The organism is Dyella sp. (assembly GCF_035277725.1).
Taxonomy (GTDB): domain Bacteria; phylum Pseudomonadota; class Gammaproteobacteria; order Xanthomonadales; family Rhodanobacteraceae; genus Dyella_B.
The window spans coordinates 35,824-52,545 of record NZ_DATEJY010000123.1; the positions used below are offsets into that span (position 1 = coordinate 35,824).

Below are 16,722 nucleotides of genomic sequence, written 5' to 3' on the forward strand. Positions count from 1 at the left end.
AAGCGATTTTTAGAAAAAAAATTCACGGCAAGTGAAGCGCTCGCCGGCGCATGCGAGCGCAAGCGAAAGCAGTGCATCAGGTTAAGCTGTGCTTGAGACATCTTCATGAGCGCCGCATGCACGATATCGGTTTCATTCGCGACCTCGCACTGGTGATGCTCGTGGCTGGCGCCACGACAATCCTGTTCCAGCGTCTGCGATTGCCTGTGCTTCCGGGTTACATCCTCGCAGGCATTGTGATCGGCCCGCATACACCCGGCGTCCTGGTTGCCGATGCGCGCGCCATTGCCGATATCTCCAACCTTGGCGTTGTGTTGTTGATGTTCACGCTGGGACTTGAATTCAGCGTACGCAAGCTGCGCCAGGTGGGCGGGGGCGTGTTGCTGGTTACCGTGATCGAAGTGGGCTTCATGCTGTGGCTTGGCTATCAGCTGGGCCTGCTGTTTGGCTGGGGTGGCCGCAACGCTTTGTTCCTGGGAGCTATCGTGGCGCTGTCCTCCACCATGGTGGCTATGCGCGCGCTGGAGGAAACCGGGTTGCGCCAATGGCCGTTCGCGCGTTTGGTGATCGGCATGCTGGTGGCGGAGGACATGCTTACCATCGTGCTGCTTACTTTGCTCACTGCGATCGCCATCAGCGGCACGGTTGAGACGGGCACGGCTTTTACCGTCGTCGGACATCTCGGTTTGTTCGTGGTTGCTGGCATGATCGTCGGGTTGTTGTTGGTGCCGCGGCTAGTCGACTACGTGGCGCATTTCGATCGCGACGAAACCTTGCTGGTGAGTGTGCTCGGCATTTGTTTCGGTACCAGCCTGCTTGCCGCGTGGCTGGGTTTCAGCGTGGCGCTTGGCGCATTTCTGGCCGGGGCGGTGGTGGCAGAAGCACGCAGCGCTGCGCGTGTCGTGCATCTGGTTGAGCCGTTGCGCGACATGTTCGCGGCGTTGTTTTTCGTTGCGATCGGCTTGAAGTTGGATCCGTCCTTGCTCATGCAATACGCCCTACCTGCCGTGGCAATCGCTTTCACGGTGATGCTTGGCAAAAGCATTGTGTGCAGCGCCGGCATGTTTTTTATCGGGCACGATCTGCGTACATCGCTGCGTGCCGGCCTCTGCATGGCACAGATTGGCGAGTTCTCGTTCGTGATCGCCACGCTTGGGCTGACGCTGCACGCGGTAGACAATTTCATTTATCCCACCGCTGTAGCAGCGGCCTTGATTTGCATGGTGGTGTCACCGTACTTGCTGCGTTCTGCCGAATTGCTGACGAAGGCGGCCAGGCGCGTGCTGCCTCGCCCTGTGCGGCTGGTGATTACCAGCTACAGCGGATGGTTGGAAAATTTGCGGCCCGTCGACGAAAACGCGGTCATTGCGCACATGTTTCGACGATTGCTTTGGCACATTGCGGTGAACATCGCGCTCGTCGTGACATTGTTCGTGATCGGCGCCTACGTCAATGCGCACAACGCCGTCTGGTTCGAGCGCTGGGGGTTGAGTCGTGACATGCGCCACTCGGTGATCTGGGCATGCGCGCTGTTTGTATCGCTGCCATTGTTGATCGCGGTGTATCGCAAGGCCGAAGCCTTGGGAATGCTGCTTGCGGAATTGGGCATACGCGAGCGTTTCGCCGGCGCCTATACACAAGCGATCCGGCAGGTTCTTGCGAAAATCATTCCGCTGGCAACGCTGCTGGTGCTGGCCTTGCTGGTTGGCGTATTGGGATCAACGATTTTGCCGCCGCGTGGTGTAGCACTTTCTCTGATTGCGGTGTGCGTGATTTTCGCCATTATTCTTTGGCGCGGCCTGGTCAAAGTGCATGCGAGATTGCAGGCCGCATTGCGGGAAACGCTGGAAAAGCCTTCATCTCCTCCTAACGAAACCAGCTGAATGAGGCGCTGCGCACCATTGCAGGCCTGAACTTTTCAAGGGTAGGACGGTCAACTGCGAATCGTCGTTGCCAAGACCGGACTGGACACAGCACAATGCGTGGCCAGCCTCCATTTGGGGGGAGGTCCGGCGCGGCACGCCGGCATATCCATGACTAGGGAGTTCCTAATGAAGCATTTTCTGCGACCCACGCTGACGGCGGCCGCGCTGGCCGTTGCGCTGGGCATGACCGCCGCTGGCGCGCAGGCCCAGACGTCCAGCACCGCAGCAACCGGTACCGTCGACAAGGCCAAAGCCAGTGAAATCATGGGCTATCAGTTGGCCGGCCAGATTCCGGGCCCGATGCGCGAACTGGTGGACCCGGCAGCGGTGGGTCGTGCAGTGACCGCTGCGCTCAGCGGCCAGAAGCCGAGCATGTCCGAAACCGAAGCGTCCACCGTGTGGAAGGGCTTCATCGCGCAGGCAGAAGCCAAGGGCAAGCAGGAATTTGATGCGCAGTCGGCCAAGAACAAGGCCGAAGGCGAAGCTTTCCTCGCCAAGAACAAGAGCGCCGCAGGCGTGAAGACCACGGCATCTGGTCTGCAGTACCAAGTGATCACCCAGGGCACCGGTGCCCGTCCGGGTCCGAACGACACGGTGAAGGTGAATTACAAGGGCACCTTCGTGAATGGCGAAGTGTTCGACAGCTCCGAAAAGAACAATCCGCCGGGACCGACCGCGATTCCGCTGGCTCGCGTGATTCCGGGCTTCCGCGAAGGCCTGCAGTTGATGCAGGTGGGCGGCCACTATAAGTTCTTCATCCCGCCGAATCTGGCTTATGGTGCGGAACCGAATCGTCCGTTCCCGCCGAACGCTACGCTGATCTTCGACGTGACCCTGGTGAGCACTGGCCCGACGCCGGCCGGCGCTGCACAGGACGGCGGCGAAGGTGGCGCTGGCAAGTAATTGCCTCCGCTACAACGCAATGCATAAGGACGGGGCGCGATGATTCGCGCCCCGTTCGTTTTGCATCGGTTCAAGCTGGCGCCTGTGTCGTTGACATAGGCGTTTCTTTTGACACTGTTAGAATCTTTGCCCCCAACAAGGCATTAATCCCACGCGATGAAAGTCACCATTTTTGGTACCGGCTATGTAGGTCTGGTTACTGGGGCCTGCCTGGCCGAGATGGGTAACCATATCGTTTGTGTAGATATCGATGAGAACAAGGTTGCTCGCCTTGACCGCGGCGAGATACCTATTTTCGAACCGGGCCTCGAGCCAATCGTGCGGCGCAATCATGCCAATGGGCAGCTCGTTTTCACGACCGACGCGGCGATGGCCGTCGCCCATGCGCAGATCATCTTCATCGCCGTCGGAACGCCCCCGGACGAAGACGGCAGTGCCGATCTGCAATACGTGTTGAGTGTGGCCCGCTCGATCGGGCGCAACCTGGATCGCTATGCCGTCATCGTCAACAAATCCACGGTGCCGGTCGGCACGGCGGATCGGGTGCATGAAGCGGTAGCAGCCGAACTTGCAGCACGTGGTGCGGCAGTCGAATTCGATGTCGCGTCCAATCCCGAATTTCTGAAAGAAGGCGATGCGGTCGAAGATTGCCTGCGGCCTGACCGCATTGTGATCGGCACATCGAGCGAGCGCGCCATCAACCTGTTGCGCAAGCTGTACGCGCCCTTCAACCGCAGCCATGATCGCACCGTGGTGATGGACGTGCGTTCGGCCGAGCTCACCAAGTATGCGGCCAACGCCATGCTGGCCACCAAGATCAGCTTCATGAATGAGATCGCGAATATCGCCGAGCGCGTGGGTGCGGATATTGAATTGGTGCGCCAGGGGATCGGTTCGGATCCGCGTATCGGCTATCACTTCATCTATCCGGGCGCGGGCTACGGCGGTTCGTGCTTCCCGAAAGATGTGCAGGCGTTGGAACGTACGGCGCGCACAGTGGGTTATAGCGCGCGCCTGCTCGAAGCGGTTGAAGCCGTCAATCATGACCAGAAGGTCAAGCTGTTCGATTTTCTCCAGCGCCATTTCGAAGGCAATGTGCGCGGACGAACGATCGCGCTGTGGGGCTTGGCTTTCAAACCCAATACCGACGACATGCGTGAGGCCTCCAGCCGCCGGCTGATGGAAGCGCTGTGGGATGCGGGCGCCAAGGTGCGCGCGTTCGATCCGGAGGCACGCAGCGAAGCACGCCGCTTGTATGGCGAACGTAGCGACCTGGCGCTGTGCGATAACGCATACCAGACCCTGGATGGCGCCGACGCGCTAGCCATCATCACCGAATGGAAGGCTTTCCGCAGCCCCGATTTCGCCCGCGTCCGTGCGATGCTGAAGGAGCCAGTCGTGTTCGACGGGCGCAACATGTATGAGCCTGCGGTGGTGGAGGAGGCGGGCCTGGCGTACTACGGCATCGGCCGTGGTCGTAGCGTGGCCCGACCGAACGTGTCATGAGCCAAACCGAGCAACGTCTTACGGAGCTGGAAGTTCGGCTCGCTTTTATCGATGATGCGGTCCAGGCATTGGTGGCGGCGGACGCTGACCAGTCCCTGCGCATCGCGACACTGGAGCGACTGGTCCGCGACCTGCGCAGCGAGCTGGAAACCGTGCGCCTTGGGCAATCACCCGATCCGCACAGTGAACCCCCGCCACCACACTATTGAACAACGCGACACGTAACACCGGATTTCGATCATGGTCGATTCATTGCGAGATCAGCTCCTGAAGAGCGGCATCGTCAAGCAGCTCAAGGACGAAAAACGCCAGCAGCAGCCAGCGCCCAAGCCACACACTTCGTTTGCGAAGGGCAAGCCGAAGCATCATCCCAAGTCACCGCATCAGCCCAAGCCGGTGCGGAAGGATGGAGAAATAGACTTGGCCAAGGCATACGCCATTCGCGCCCACACGGAAGCGGAGGAGCGCAAGCGTGCCGAGCAAGAGGCCGCCGAACAGGCGCGCCTGAAGCGCGAACGCAAGGCGAAAGTGCAGAAGCTGCTGGAAGGCCAAGTGTTGAACAAGGCCGATGGCGATCAGGTACGTCACTTCGAATATGGCGGAAAAATTCGCCGCGTCTATGTCGATGCGCTTCAACTTGCCGACCTCAATGCCGGCAAATTGGGCCTCGTGCAGAACGCGGGTCGTTATATGCTGGTGACGCAGGCGATAGCGGAGCAAGTGCGCGAGATCGATCCCCATCTTGTGGCCTTGCTCGTCGATCCCGCTGCCGCCGGTGTGGACGAAGACGGCATCCCGGATGATTTGATGTGGTGAGCATGAAGTTGGGGGTAACATTCCCAACTTCATTTGCCCATGGGGACGTTGGACTTATGCCCCACCGCTGCACTCAGGTGGTGACCGCCACTTCAAACGCTGCCTGCGATTTCAACGCCGGATGATCCCACCCGTTCTTCGGCGTGAAACGCTCGCCATATCGCTTCGTCAACGTTTCGAGTTGCTGACGAATCTTCTCGGCACCTTCATCGCGTACGAACTGGATCGGACCACCGCGAAATGGCGCAAAGCCGGTGCCAAAGATAACCCCGGCATCAAGCAGGTCGGCGTCGTCCACCACGCCATCGCCCAGGCATGCGACCGCCTCGTTCACCATGGCGAGGATCATGCGCTCGCGTAGATCCGGCGGCGGCGTGTAATCGGGGTCCACCTGCGGCTTCTGTGGCTTGCCTTCGTGCCAGGTGTACAAACCCTGGCCATCCTTCTTGCCACGCTTGCCGGCTTGGAGCTTTTCTTCCAGGCCTGGTGGAAGTTCCAGGCCCAGGAATGGCGCCAGCTCTTTGCCGACGGATGCGCAAACATCCAGGCCTACCGTATCGGCCAATTCGATCGGGCCCATCGGCATGCCGAAGGCTTTTGCTTCCTTGTCGAGGATCGGGCCTGGAACGCCTTCGTTGTACAGGCGCAAGGCTTCGAGCAGATAGGGCATCAGGATGCGGTTCACCAGAAAGCCTGGTGTGCCTTTGACCGCCACCGGCAATTTTCCCAACGCTTTGCAGAATGCCATCGCGCGTTTTTCGATGGCGGGATCGAGACGATCGTGGCGCACGACTTCCACCAGCGGCATTTGCGCTACCGGATTGAAAAAATGCAGGCCAAGGAAACGCCTCGGCGCCTGCAGGCTCTTGCGTAGTTCGTCCAGCGGAATCGATGACGTATTGGTGGCGAGGATGCCGTTACTGTTGCTCAGTTGCGGCTCGATGGTGGCGTAAAGCGCCTCCTTTGCCTCGGGATTTTCAAAGATGGCTTCGATGGCGAGATCTGCCTGCGCAACACCGGCACCTTCCACATCAGCACGCAGGCGTTTGCACGCTTCTTCCGCTTTTTCCGGCGTTTTCAGTTTTTTCTCGTACAGTGCCCGAGCGCGATCCAGTGCAGGTTGGATGAACTTCATCTCGCGGTCCTGCAAGGTCACGTCGAATCCTTTGTACGCCGCCCACGCTGCGATATCGCCGCCCATCACGCCTGCGCCCACGACGTGTACATGATGAATGCCGGCATCAATGCCGCTGCCTTGGCCTTTCAAACGCTCCTGCAGGAAGAAGATGCGAATCAGGTTGCGTGCCGTAGAAGTTTCCGCCAACTTGGCAACAGAGCGTGCTTCGAGTTTCAGGCGTTGCTGAATATTGTTGCCGCCCCGCTTCCAGACATCGATCAAGGCGAAGGGTGCGGGGTAATGTTCTTTGCGCACCTTGGCGGCCGTCTGCTTGATCACCATGGGGGCAAGCATCTGCCGCGCCAGCCAGGTGTTGGTGATCCACGCCGTGGTGCGCTGCGCGAACGGGCGAGCATGCGGATGGCGTAGCAAGGCACGGGCCTCGGCCATCAGCTCATCAGGGCGGGCCAGCCGATCGACGACACCCAGGCCTTTGGCTTTGCGGGCGGAGAGGGTCTTGCCGGTCAGCATGACGGGCAGCGCTTCCGGTGCACCGATCAGGCGTGGCAGGCGGGCCGAGCCACCCCAGCCAGGATGGATGCCGAGCATCACTTCCGGCAGGCCGATCCGGGTCTTTTCATCATCGGCAGCGATGCGCTGGCGGCAGGCCAGGATCAGCTCCGTCCCACCACCCATGCAGGCGCCATGCACGGCGGCGACCGTGGGACAGGGCAGGCGCGCCAGCGCTTCGAACACCCGCTGGCCGTTCTCGATGTTCTCCAGCACCGTCCCGTGCTTGGCATATTCGACAAATTCCTTGATGTCCGCGCCTACGGCGAACCCATTCGCCTTGGCCGAATGGATGATGACCCCGGTGGGTTTTTCGATCGCCAGCCGCTCCACGATCTGCCCCAGTTCGTCCAGGACGTCGCGAGAAATCGCGTTGACGCTGCTATGGGCGCGGTCCAGCGTAAGGGTAACGATGCCGCTGTCATCCAGGCTCGTTTTCCAGTGATTGAAGCGCAGTCCTTCGAACATGGGTCACGGTTGGGAATGGCCGGGAGACCTTCACCATACCGTCCCGCAGCGATGATTGCGAGACGTACCATGCGGGCGGGTATTGGGGAGATTCCCGCCAGGGTATGCCGTATGGATCACGCCTCTGCGCTCCGGCTATTGCGCTTCGCGTACGACTGCGTAACGTACAACATGCGACAACTTCTCTCTGGGCGGTATGACTTCTCTGATGGCTCCCGCGCCGCTTGCCGGCAGCGACATCTACGAGCGCATCCTGACGGCACCCGGTGGGTTGGTCGTGCTCGAGCACATCGAGAGCAAAGCGCTGATCGAACAGTTCCGCGCCTTGGCCCGCCTCAATGGGCAATCGGTTTACCTGTGGCGGCCTGAAACGGGCATGGAAAACCTGCGCGAGGCGCATGCGGTTATTCCGGGTTCCCAGCGCCTGGGCAATGCCTTGCGTTATATCCAGCAAAGCATCCACTTTGGCGTCTACCTGCTTTCCCCCTTTCCCTTGCCCTTGCTGCCGGCAGACAGCAGCTTGCTGCGGCAACTGGCCCGCGCACCGGCAGGGCACGTGCGCCGGGTCGTTCTGCTGGATGCACCGCCAACGCTGGTGTCCAGCATCGATGACGTTGCGGTGCGCTTGGGCAGCGCAGCGGACGTGATTCAGCGCCCGCGGCTGCGTGATGGACGCTGGCTGCTATGAACGGGCCGACGTTTAAAGCGGGCATCCTGCTGGTTGCCTCTCAGCGCGATCTTCGCCGCGAGCTGTTCGACGTGCTCGATCGCGAAGGGCATCCCACCATTCATTCCGCACGCGACACCACGCATGCCGCCATCCTGTTGGAGGGCCGCGAACCGCTGGCTTTGATCGTGGTGGTGTTCGATGGCGACGGACGCGCCAGCGGCACGCTTTGCGAGCAATTGCGCTTGCTGCCTCCGTGCGCGAATGCGCCGATCATTGCGGTCCTGGTCGACGACGCCACGATCAAACCCACGCAATTGCCGCCCGTAGTCGGTGGATGGCTGTACGCGTCGCAGATCGGTACGGAGCTGATCGCCCGCTGGCAGCAACTGCTCAGCGGCAAGCCCGTGCCTGCGCCGGAGCCAGTTATCAGTACCTCTCCGGCACCTTCTTTTGCATTGCCGTCCGCCACCAGCGACTATCGCTTTGTTTTTGAAGACGGTGAGGGCGATTGGTTGATCGTCGATCCCGACGCTGAGCGCGTGATGGAAGCCAATCCTGCCTACATCAGGCATAGCGGTCTGGCTAACAGTCTGCTGACTGGCATGCCACTGTCGGAGGTGTTGATCTTCGAAACGGTCAGCCTGGAAAAGGCGCTGTTCGATGCGGATCGGTCCTGGCTCGGCTGCCGGCGCAAATCGATCCGCGGCCATGACGTGGGCGAAGCCAGCGTGCGCCGGATCAGGCATCAGGGTCGAGACATGGTCGCGCTGGTTTTCCGCAGCGCGAGTGCCAGTGTGCGGCCGGTGGCGGCCTTGGCCGTGCTTGGCCGGCTGTTCGCCTGTGGGCATGACGACGCGAGCTTGCCGGAAACCGCACGGCTGCTGCTGGATGAAATGGATCTGGATTACCTGGCCGTGTGGTCCGCCCGTCCGGAAGAAAGCAGCGTACCGGTGCAGATCGTGCAGCGCTGGCGCGGCGAAGAACAGATCTGGCCCGGCCCGCAATTGCAAAGTTCGCTGCGTCTTGTGCTTGGTGGTCGCACGCTGATGCACCCGCAGGACGCCAGACGGTTGGCCGAGGTAGACCCCTTGATCAGTCTGCTGGGCTTGCGCGGATTTGTCGGCTTGCCATTGCTTGACGAACGCAGCAGCGTGCTAGGCGCCTTGCTGGCCGGTAGCCGCTATCCCTTCAGTGAGCCAGGTATCGTAGAACCGGTGCTCCACTGCGCGGCCGCGCATTTTGCGCACATGCTCGAACTGCGGCGCACGCGCGAGCAGGGGCGCGCCGAAGGCTTGCTGGATGCGCTCACGGGCTTGCCCAATCGCTTGTTGTTCAACGATCGCCTCGACACCATCATTCGCGAAGCCAACCGCACCGGTGAAACGTTTGCGGTGCTGTTCGTGGATCTCGACCGCTTCAAGTTCATCAATGACACGCTTGGCCATGCGGTAGGCGACCAGGTGCTGGTTGCGGTAACGCAGCGGCTGCGCAGCAGCGTGCGTGCCTCCGACACGGTGGCGCGCTACGCGGGCGATGAATTCATCATCGTGCTGCGCCATATCGTGAAAACCGATGACGTGTTGCGTGTCGCGGACAAAATCGTGCAGCTGATGGAAGCGCCGCTGCATCTGGAAGATGGCCCGGAGTTGCAGGTCACCGCGTCGATCGGCATCAGCTATTTCCCCGAAGATGCACTCGATGCCGAGACGTTGCTCAAGCATGCGGACGAGGCGATGTATGCCGCCAAGAGTCTGGGCCGCAACAACTACCGCGTCTACGACGTAAGCCCCGCGCAAGAGCAACAGAACGCTGCACTCAAAGCACGGTTGCGCCATGCCGAGGGCAATGGCGAATTGCGCGTGTTCTATCAGCCGCAGATCAGTGCGGAAACGGAAGACATCGTCGGCATGGAAGCGCTGCTGCGCTGGGAGCATCCGGAACTGGGCAACATCGGTCCGGGCTTCTTCATTCCGTTGGCCGAAGAAACCGGGCTGATCGTCTCGATCGGCGAGTGGGTATTGCGCACTGCCTGCAAGCAGGCCAAGGCCTGGGATGACCGTTTCGGCTTGCGCCTGAGGCTGGGCGTGAATCTTTCCGCCGTGCAGCTCATGCAGCCGGACCTCTCCGAGGTGGTGGCCTCCGTACTGGAAGAGAGCGGCCTTGATCCCGGCCTGCTCGAACTGGAAGTCACCGAGAGCATCAGCATCAAGGCCGCGCCCAACTTGATGGAAAACATGCAGAAGCTGCACAAGCTCGGCTGCCATATCGCGATCGACGACTTCGGTACCGGTGCGGCTTCGCTGGACTATCTGCGCAAGCTTCCCGCCGACCGCATCAAGATCGATCAAAGCTTCGTGCGCAACATCGGCGTGGACCCGGACGACGAAGCGATCGTGCGCGCCACCATCGAAATGGCTCATCGCCTGAAGCGTGGGGTGGTGGCCGAGGGCGTGGAAATCGAGCAGCACCTGCAGTTCCTGCGTGCCAACCAGTGCGACGAGCTGCAGGGCTACCTGTTCTGCCGGCCTCTTCCGCACACCAGTTTCGAGCGCCTGCTGGGCGAGCGCGAGCGCCTGTTGTCCGGACAGACGCTTTCGGCTGTCTCGGCCTGAAACCTGCTTTCTGCTTGAGCCACACCGGCGCGTCCCCATCTTAGAATGGAGGAGGGGATTGGTCTTTGCAGCGCTGAACTTGCGAGCGCAAAACAGGTCTGAGCAGCTCACCCATCCCATGGGAATACCGCCCGCATGGTCCAGTGACGAAGGAGACGGCCCGGATGGGCGACAACGAACTCGATAGTGCGCTGGTAGAGCGTGTACAAAACGGCGACAGGCGCGCTTTCGACCTGCTGGTGCGCAAATATCAGAACAAGGTCATCGGCCTCATCTCACGCTACGTGCACAATGCCGCGGAGTGCGAAGACGTTGCCCAGGAAGCCTTTGTCCGCGCATGGCGAGCCATCGGTTCCTTCCGCGGCGACAGTGCTTTCTATACTTGGATGTACAAAATTGCCGTCAACACGGCCAAGAACCATCTGGTGGCGATGGGGCGCCGGCCGCCAACGGACGACATCGCGATCGAGGATGCGGTATACGTGCCCGGTGCTGACCGCATGCAGGAGGGAGCCACCCCCGAACGCGAATTAATGCGGCAGGAAATTGAACAAACCGTGTTTGCCACTGTCCAAGCCTTGCCCGAGGAGCTGCGGACAGCTATCACCCTGCGTGAAGTGGAAGGCCTCAGCTATGAAGAGATTGCCGAAGCCATGGGCTGCCCGATTGGAACGGTGCGTTCGCGCATCTTCCGGGCACGCGAGGCGATCGACGAAAAGTTGCGGCCATTGCTTTCAGACCGCGAGGACCCGATGTCATGAGTGAAGCCAACATGGAAAATCTTTCTGCGGCGATGGACGGCGAACTGTCCACGGAAGAGCTGCGCTTCTTGTTGCGCAGGCTCGACCACGACGCTTCGCTGGTACAGGCATGGACGCGTTATCACGTTGCCGGCGAAAGTCTGCGCCGCCAGTTGCCACCCTTGGCCAGTTCGGGTTTCGCTTCACGCGTGATGATGGCCATCGAGAGCGAACAGGCAGCTAGCAAGTCATCCAAGCGAGACTGGTTGCGGTTGTCCTTGGGTGGTGCCATCGCGGCTAGCGTCGCCGTGGCAGCCCTGATGGTGTCGCAACCCACCGCACCTGATTCCGAACGTCCCAGCCGCCTTGCTACCAATGGCGTGACGTCGCAGGGTGTGCGGGCTGATGCATCGCTCGCTTCGGTCGATGCCGCGCCGGTAACCCACGCCAGCAACGATGTACTGGCCGCGGTGCCGCCGTCCTTGAGCCCTTATTCCGCTTCGACGTTGAGTCAACGTGCTTCCGTCACGCTGGGTGATCCGTCTGACAATCCGCTGTTCCAGCGCTATCGCAGCGCGACTTATCCCATGCAGGATTCGATGCAAGGCTACAAGGCGTTGAGCAATCAAGATGGCAGTTATCTGCTGTTGATCGATACGCCGCAGTCGCGTCCTGCCGCGGTACAAGGCGCCCGCTAAGCAATACCTGGGAAGCATGCGCGTTTTTCCCGCCTGCTTCCCAACGGTCAGCCGCGAGGCTTTACCTTTCTGTGTGGTTCCCCTTTTTCTCGTTCCACCTGGCGAGCCCTGGAGCGTGAGGTGGGGGTGTCTGAAATCTGAGGAGGAGTCATGAGTCAACCCCGTCTCGTCAGTCGCCGTCTTCTGTGTGGCCTGCTTGGTTGCGCCCTGGGTGTGGGCATTGTCATGCCAGGTCCTGTGGCATGGGCGCAGGACGCCCCGGCATCCGCCGGCTTGCCGGATTTCACCGGTATCGTGCAGAAGAACGCGCCCGCCGTAGTGCATGTGGAGGCCAAATATTCCAGCCGTCGCCCGAAGGGTGCCGGTGGTATGCCACTGCAGGGCATGGATCCTGGGCAGGCAGAAATCTTCCGTCGTTTCTTTGGCATGCCCATGATGCCGTCACCGGAAGAGCAGGCGCATACCTCGCTGGGTTCGGGTTTCATTATTTCCAGCGACGGCTACATCCTTACCAACAACCATGTGGTCGATCATGCTGATGTGGTAACCGTCCGTCTGCAGGACCGCCGCACGTTGACCGCGAAGGTGGTGGGTACCGATCCCACCTATGACATCGCCTTGTTGAAGGTCAACACCAGCAGTCCCTTGCCCGCGGTGACCATCGGCGATTCGCGCCTGCTCAAGCCGGGTCAATGGGTGCTGGCGATCGGTTCGCCGTTTGGCTTCGATTACACTGTTACGCAAGGCATCGTGAGCGCCGTGGGGCGCAACCTTGGCGCTGGCGATCAGCCCGCTACCTCTTTCATCCAGACAGACGTGCCGATCAACCGCGGCAATTCCGGTGGCCCGCTGTTCAACTTGCAGGGGCAGGTCGTGGGTATCAATTCGCAGATCTATTCAGACACCGGCGGCTATCAGGGCATTGCGTTCTCGATTCCGATCGACATGGCGATGAACGCGGTCGATCAGCTGAAGACCAAGGGTTACGTCACGCGCGGCATGCTGGGCGTGACGATCAAGCCAGTGGACGAGGACATGGTGAAGGCGCTGAAACTCGATACCGCCAAGGGCGCGATCGTGGTCAGCGTGGAGCCGAACAGCGCGGCGCAGAAAGCTGGCCTGCAATCGGGCGACATCATTCTTGCGTACAACGGCCACGACGTTGTGCAGGGCGCGGACCTGCCGCCGATGGTCGCCATGACCAAGCCGGGCGCCGCGGTGCCGATCACCATCCTGCGTGATGGCAAGGAAAAGACCATCGACGCCACGATCGGCACCATGCCGCGCGACCAGAACGCGCTTTCCGCCATGGGCAAGGCAGCCCCGAGCGGCGGTGCGAATGCCCTGGGCCTCAGCGTGGAGAACGTGGACGCTTCCACGCGCAGCCAACTCGGCCTGAAAGCGGGCGAGGGTGTGGCTATCGCGAATGTCACCGGCCCGGTGGCTGCGCAAGCTGGCCTGCAGCAGGGCGACGTGATCCTGATGGTGAACCAGAAGAAGGTGGCCAGCGTGGAGGACTTCCGTGCCGCCACGGCAGGCGTGAAGCCGGGTGACACGGTGTTGTTGCTGGTGCGGCGTGGCGACTCGAACAACTTCATCGCGCTCACGATTCCCAGCGACAAAGACGAGTAACCGCCGTACGAAGGCCCGCCGCAAGGCGGGCCTTTCTTATGCGAGGCTTGCGGTGGGAGCCGTCCCAGCCCGGCGTGGGCCCCGGTTCTCAATCCATGCGATAATGAGCGGCTAATATCGCCATTCCGGTGATAGCCTGCCTACGCATCGCGCGAGGCGGTGAAGCTGACAGCGTGCCCATGGAACTGATCCGCAATTTCTCCATCATCGCCCACATCGATCACGGCAAGTCGACGCTTGCCGACCGCATCATTCAGATTTGCGGAGGCTTGGCCGATCGCGAGATGGAAGCCCAGGTGCTGGACAGCAATCCTATCGAGCGCGAGCGCGGCATTACCATCAAGGCACAGTCCGTGTCGCTGCCGTACAAGGCACGGGACGGCAAGACCTACCAGCTCAACTTCATCGACACCCCTGGTCACGTCGACTTCTCTTACGAAGTAAGCCGCTCGCTTGCCGCCTGTGAAGGCGCGTTGCTGGTGGTCGATGCAGCCCAGGGTGTGGAGGCGCAGTCAGTCGCCAATTGCTATACAGCGGTGGAGCAAGGGCTGGAAGTGGTGCCCGTGCTCAACAAAATCGACTTGCCTACGGCCGATCCGGACAAGGTGAAGGGTGAAATCGAGGCCGTGATCGGCATTGACGCCACCGACGCCGTGGCGGTCAGCGCCAAGACTGGCCAGAACGTGGTGGAAGTACTCGAAGCCATCGTTGCGCGCATTCCGCCGCCGAAGCCTCGCGATACCGATCGCCTGCAGGCACTGATCATCGATTCCTGGTTCGACAACTATCTCGGCGTGGTGTCGCTGGTGCGCATCATGCAGGGTGAAATCAAGCCCGGCGACAAGCTGCTGGTGATGTCCACCGGCCGTGCGCACGAAGTAAGCGAAGTCGGCGTCTTCACGCCCAAGCGCAAGAAGCTCGCGAAACTTTCCGCCGGCGAAGTGGGCTGGATCACCGCATCCATCAAGGACGTGCACGGCGCACCGGTGGGCGATACCTTGACCCTTGCAGCCAAGCCCGCGCCGCATCCGTTGCCCGGTTTCCAGACCATGCAGCCTCGCGTCTTCGCCGGCCTGTTTCCGGTGTCGGCCGACGACTTTCCTGCGCTACGCGAAGCGCTGGACAAGCTTCGCCTCAACGATGCCGCGCTTTTCTTCGAGCCGGAAAGCTCCGAGGCGATGGGCTTTGGCTTCCGCTGCGGCTTCCTTGGCATGCTGCACATGGAAATCGTGCAGGAACGCCTGGAGCGCGAATACGATCTCGACCTCATCACCACCGCACCCACCGTGGTGTATGAAATCCTCAAGAGCGACGGCTCGGTGATGCAGCTGGACAATCCGGCACGCCTGCCGCCGGTCACGCAAATCGAAGAAATTCGCGAACCGGTGATCGTGGCGAACATCCTCACCCCACCGGACTACATCGGCAATATCATCACGCTGTGCGAAGAAAAGCGCGGTGTGCAGCGTTCCATCCAGTATCTCGCCACGCAAGTGCAGATCAACTACGAGCTGCCGCTGGCCGAAGTGGTGCTGGATTTCTTCGATAAGCTCAAGTCAGTGTCGCGCGGCTATGCGTCCATGGATTACCACATGGAACGCTTCGACGCCGGCCCGTTCGTGCGCGTTGATGTGCTTATCAACGGTGACCGCGTGGACGCGCTCAGCCTGATCGTGCACCGCAGCCATGCCGATCGGCGCGGACGCGACCTGGTCGAGCGCATGAAGGACCTGATTCCGCGCCAGCAATTCGACGTGGCGATCCAGGCCGCGGTCGGTGCACAGATCATTGCGCGCTCCACGGTGAAGGCGCTGCGCAAAAACGTGCTCGCCAAGTGCTACGGCGGTGACGTGAGCCGTAAAAAGAAGCTGCTGGAGAAGCAGAAAGAAGGCAAGAAGCGCATGAAGCAGGTCGGCCGGGTTGAGATTCCGCAGGAAGCTTTCCTCGCCGTGCTCAAAGTGGACAAATAGCGGAGCCAACGCATGGATTTTGACTTTTCGGCCATTTTGCTCGCCCTCACCGTGTTGTTCGGTGTGGTTTGGGGCCTTGATCGCTTGCTGTTCTACCGCAAGCGTCAAGCGCGCTTCGTCGCGGCCGGCGAGGAATATCGCGATCCGGCAGCGGTGGACTGGGCGCGTTCGCTGTTCCCGGTGATCTTCGTCGTGCTGTTGCTGCGCTCCTTCGTGGCCGAACCCTTTCGCATTCCGTCAGGCTCCATGATGCCTACGCTCGATGTGGGCGATTTCATCCTGGTAAACAAGTTCGCCTTTGGTTTGCGCCTGCCGGCCTTCAACAACAAGGTGGTCAGCATCGGTGAGCCCAAGCGCGGCGATGTGGTGGTGTTCCGCTTTCCTGGTTACATCTGCCAGGACGACAGCGGCAAGACCGTGCGCAGCGGTGACATCACCTGCGCCGATCCGCATGCGCCAGTGCCCAGCCAGAACTGGATCAAGCGCGTGATCGGCCTGCCCGGCGACACGCTCGAAGTGCACGATAGCCAGATCGTGATCAACGGCAAGCCGGTGGTGGATACCGAAATCGGCCCGTTCAAGGGCAATCCTGCCCGCCCCGAAGATAACGAGCTGCTGTACTACAACGCCTCGGTCTGGAGCGAGCAGCTAGGTCCGGTCAATCACCTCATCGCCCGCATGCCCGCACGCGGCCCCACGCCGCCGATCCCCAATGCGCGTGTACCGGCCGTGGTACCGCCGAACTGCTACATCGTGATGGGCGACGACCGCGAGAACAGTGAAGACAGCCGCTGGTGGGGTTGCCTGCCGGAAGAAAACCTGGTCGGCAAAGCCTTCATGATCTGGTTCAGCTGGAAGGGTTGGGGCACCGGCGCGGTGGATTTCCACCGCATGGGCACGATCATTCACTGACCATGCCGGTCCGCTCGCGGAACCGTGAACATGTCGCTGGCGATACCTGCGCAGACGCGGCAAAGTAACGTTATGGGTTATTTGTTCGGAACAGGGGCCGCGCCTGCGGCATAGCGAGGGGACTATGAAATCGAAACAGACGGGCATCACGCTCATCGGCTTTATCGTGGTGCTGGCGGTGGC

The 16,722-nt window shown here is 61.0% G+C and carries 13 protein-coding genes; 12 read left to right on the forward strand and 1 reads right to left on the reverse strand.

Annotated features, from left to right (window positions below; all coding sequences use genetic code 11):
* Window positions 1–116 precede the first annotated feature (116 nt).
* From VJR68_RS11205 to VJR68_RS11225, 5 genes are all read left to right on the forward strand, one after another.
* Window positions 117–1,883, forward strand: coding sequence for a cation:proton antiporter (locus VJR68_RS11205; RefSeq protein WP_324147755.1), 1,767 nt, complete (start codon window positions 117–119; stop codon window positions 1,881–1,883).
* A gap of 168 nt (window positions 1,884–2,051) precedes the next feature.
* The gene (locus VJR68_RS11210) at window positions 2,052–2,828 is read left to right on the forward strand and encodes an FKBP-type peptidyl-prolyl cis-trans isomerase (RefSeq protein ID WP_324147756.1); all 777 of its coding nucleotides are present in this window, start codon (window positions 2,052–2,054) and stop codon (window positions 2,826–2,828) included.
* Window positions 2,829–2,984: 156 nt separating this feature from the next.
* The gene (locus tag VJR68_RS11215) at window positions 2,985–4,334 is read left to right on the forward strand and encodes a UDP-glucose/GDP-mannose dehydrogenase family protein (RefSeq protein ID WP_324147757.1); all 1,350 of its coding nucleotides are present in this window, start codon (window positions 2,985–2,987) and stop codon (window positions 4,332–4,334) included.
* A complete protein-coding gene (locus VJR68_RS11220) occupies window positions 4,331–4,543 on the forward strand; it encodes a SlyX family protein (protein ID WP_324147758.1) in 213 nt (70 codons plus the stop codon). The genes VJR68_RS11215 and VJR68_RS11220 overlap by 4 nt, the downstream gene beginning before the upstream one ends.
* A gap of 31 nt (window positions 4,544–4,574) precedes the next feature.
* Window positions 4,575–5,150, forward strand: coding sequence for a DUF2058 domain-containing protein (locus VJR68_RS11225; protein WP_324147759.1), 576 nt, complete (start codon window positions 4,575–4,577; stop codon window positions 5,148–5,150).
* A 73-nt stretch (window positions 5,151–5,223) separates the two neighbouring features.
* Here VJR68_RS11225 and VJR68_RS11230 read toward each other — a convergent pair whose 3' ends face one another.
* Window positions 5,224–7,305, reverse strand: a complete 2,082-nt coding sequence (locus VJR68_RS11230; RefSeq protein ID WP_324147760.1) for a 3-hydroxyacyl-CoA dehydrogenase NAD-binding domain-containing protein — start codon at window positions 7,303–7,305, stop codon at window positions 5,224–5,226.
* 208 nt (window positions 7,306–7,513) lie between these two features.
* On the opposite strand from VJR68_RS11230, the gene VJR68_RS11235 reads away from it, so the two are divergent.
* The 7 genes from VJR68_RS11235 to lepB all read left to right on the forward strand — a co-directional run bounded on the left by VJR68_RS11235 (window position 7,514) and on the right by lepB (window position 16,539).
* Window positions 7,514–7,993: a hypothetical protein gene (locus tag VJR68_RS11235; protein WP_324147761.1), complete on the forward strand. Its 480-nt coding sequence runs from the start codon at window positions 7,514–7,516 to the stop codon at window positions 7,991–7,993.
* Window positions 7,990–10,587, forward strand: coding sequence for a putative bifunctional diguanylate cyclase/phosphodiesterase (locus tag VJR68_RS11240; protein WP_324147762.1), 2,598 nt, complete (start codon window positions 7,990–7,992; stop codon window positions 10,585–10,587). Before VJR68_RS11235 ends, VJR68_RS11240 begins: the two co-directional genes overlap by 4 nt.
* A 164-nt stretch (window positions 10,588–10,751) precedes the next feature.
* On the forward strand, window positions 10,752–11,348 hold the full coding sequence (gene rpoE / locus VJR68_RS11245) for an RNA polymerase sigma factor RpoE (protein WP_324147763.1): 597 nt from the start codon (window positions 10,752–10,754) through the stop codon (window positions 11,346–11,348).
* A complete protein-coding gene (locus VJR68_RS11250) occupies window positions 11,345–12,025 on the forward strand; it encodes a sigma-E factor negative regulatory protein (protein ID WP_324147764.1) in 681 nt (226 codons plus the stop codon). Before rpoE ends, VJR68_RS11250 begins: the two co-directional genes overlap by 4 nt.
* A 150-nt stretch (window positions 12,026–12,175) precedes the next feature.
* The gene (locus VJR68_RS11255) at window positions 12,176–13,657 is read left to right on the forward strand and encodes a DegQ family serine endoprotease (RefSeq protein ID WP_324147765.1); all 1,482 of its coding nucleotides are present in this window, start codon (window positions 12,176–12,178) and stop codon (window positions 13,655–13,657) included.
* 179 nt (window positions 13,658–13,836) lie between these two features.
* Window positions 13,837–15,627 (forward strand): translation elongation factor 4, encoded by a 1,791-nt coding sequence (lepA, locus tag VJR68_RS11260; RefSeq protein WP_324147766.1) that lies wholly within the window; start codon window positions 13,837–13,839, stop codon window positions 15,625–15,627.
* 12 nt (window positions 15,628–15,639) lie between these two features.
* Window positions 15,640–16,539, forward strand: coding sequence for a signal peptidase I (gene lepB / locus VJR68_RS11265; RefSeq protein ID WP_324147767.1), 900 nt, complete (start codon window positions 15,640–15,642; stop codon window positions 16,537–16,539).
* Window positions 16,540–16,722 lie beyond the last annotated feature (183 nt).

Bases quoted from the DNA above. Each gene is read 5' to 3' on its own strand.
- VJR68_RS11205 (WP_324147755.1), top strand. From the start codon at position 117: ATGCACGATATCGGTTTCATTCGCGACCTCGCACTGGTGATGCTCGTG.
- VJR68_RS11210 (WP_324147756.1), top strand. From the start codon at position 2,052: ATGAAGCATTTTCTGCGACCCACGCTGACGGCGGCCGCGCTGGCCGTT.
- VJR68_RS11215 (WP_324147757.1), top strand. From the start codon at position 2,985: ATGAAAGTCACCATTTTTGGTACCGGCTATGTAGGTCTGGTTACTGGG.
- VJR68_RS11220 (WP_324147758.1), top strand. From the start codon at position 4,331: ATGAGCCAAACCGAGCAACGTCTTACGGAGCTGGAAGTTCGGCTCGCT.
- VJR68_RS11225 (WP_324147759.1), top strand. From the start codon at position 4,575: ATGGTCGATTCATTGCGAGATCAGCTCCTGAAGAGCGGCATCGTCAAG.
- VJR68_RS11230 (WP_324147760.1), bottom strand. From the start codon at position 7,305: ATGTTCGAAGGACTGCGCTTCAATCACTGGAAAACGAGCCTGGATGAC.
- VJR68_RS11235 (WP_324147761.1), top strand. From the start codon at position 7,514: ATGGCTCCCGCGCCGCTTGCCGGCAGCGACATCTACGAGCGCATCCTG.
- VJR68_RS11240 (WP_324147762.1), top strand. From the start codon at position 7,990: ATGAACGGGCCGACGTTTAAAGCGGGCATCCTGCTGGTTGCCTCTCAG.
- rpoE (WP_324147763.1), top strand. From the start codon at position 10,752: ATGGGCGACAACGAACTCGATAGTGCGCTGGTAGAGCGTGTACAAAAC.
- VJR68_RS11250 (WP_324147764.1), top strand. From the start codon at position 11,345: ATGAGTGAAGCCAACATGGAAAATCTTTCTGCGGCGATGGACGGCGAA.
- VJR68_RS11255 (WP_324147765.1), top strand. From the start codon at position 12,176: ATGAGTCAACCCCGTCTCGTCAGTCGCCGTCTTCTGTGTGGCCTGCTT.
- lepA (WP_324147766.1), top strand. From the start codon at position 13,837: ATGGAACTGATCCGCAATTTCTCCATCATCGCCCACATCGATCACGGC.
- lepB (WP_324147767.1), top strand. From the start codon at position 15,640: ATGGATTTTGACTTTTCGGCCATTTTGCTCGCCCTCACCGTGTTGTTC.